The organism is Methylobacterium sp. B1 (assembly GCF_000333255.1).
Taxonomy (GTDB): domain Bacteria; phylum Pseudomonadota; class Alphaproteobacteria; order Rhizobiales; family Beijerinckiaceae; genus Methylobacterium; species Methylobacterium fujisawaense.
Genome location: NZ_BACT01000439.1, coordinates 1 through 962, shown reverse-complemented (window position 1 = coordinate 962; position 962 = coordinate 1). Strand labels below are relative to the sequence as shown.

Sequence of the window (962 nt, the reverse complement as noted above, 5' to 3'; positions counted from 1 at the left end):
ACGAACGATTTTCACGCAACCGATCCCGCCTTGGGGCAGGCGCACGGGCAGTTCGAGGCCAGTCTTTCGGCCACGACCCCGCGCCCCGCCGTGCACGGCCTCATCGACGAACCGACCCATACCGCAACCTTCGCCATGCACGATCCCCGGAGCCGCGCCGCGGCGGTGATCGACAGCGTGATCGCCCAGGTCGGCGAACAGGGCCGGACCGTCGCGTGGATCCTGGAGACCCCCGGCCACGCCGACCCCCTCTCGGCCGCGCCGCACCTCCGGGAGGGTCTTGGCGGCCGGCTCGGGATCGGGTGCGGCATCCTCCAGGTGCAGGACGCGTGCGGCACGCTGTTCAACGCGGGGACTGAGGTCGCCCGCCCAGGCGCCGCGTTCGACCGGTTGTTCGACGAGGGTGACGGCTTCCGTGACGGTCGGGACGGGAGCGTTCGCGATCGCGGGCGTCTCCCGCGTCTCCCGCGTCGACTGAGCCCTGGTCCCGGCCTTCGCGGAAGGCGCCGGCAGCGGCCGCTCTGGGCTTCCCCGGCCCGCCGCCCGTGCAACCCGCAAGAGCCCGCTCGACACGGTGCCGGTAAGGCTCATCGGAGGTGCCGGCCTCGCGATGCTGCTCCGGTGATCCGGCACGGTTCGACGCTGCCGAGAGACCGTCACCGGCCCACCGTCTCGACCTTCGCCAGCCAGGCGGGGGGATGCTGATCCGAGCGAAGATTTCATGATGCGGCGCGCTTGGCGCGACAGTTGCTGCGAATTTCAAGACTTCAACGCCGGAGTTCTCGATGGCCCGTTCCGACAATCCTTTTGATGCCCGGCGCAGGCTCGGCGGCTGCTCCTGCGGTGCGCATGCGGACCAAGCCGCGCACGAAGCCTCTCTCCCGTCGGGCGACGCCGCGGTCGTGCGCGTTGTCGAGGCAGCGATGCTGCGGGCGGGTTCCCGCACGATGCCGGACGCCGCG

General features: G+C 71.2%; 1 protein-coding gene. It reads right to left on the bottom strand.

Annotated features, from left to right (window positions below; genetic code table 11):
* Positions 1–591, bottom strand: a 591-nt coding sequence (locus I53_RS33175; RefSeq protein WP_148291128.1) for a hypothetical protein, incomplete at its 3' end; no start/stop codon positions are given.
* Positions 592–962 lie beyond the last annotated feature (371 nt).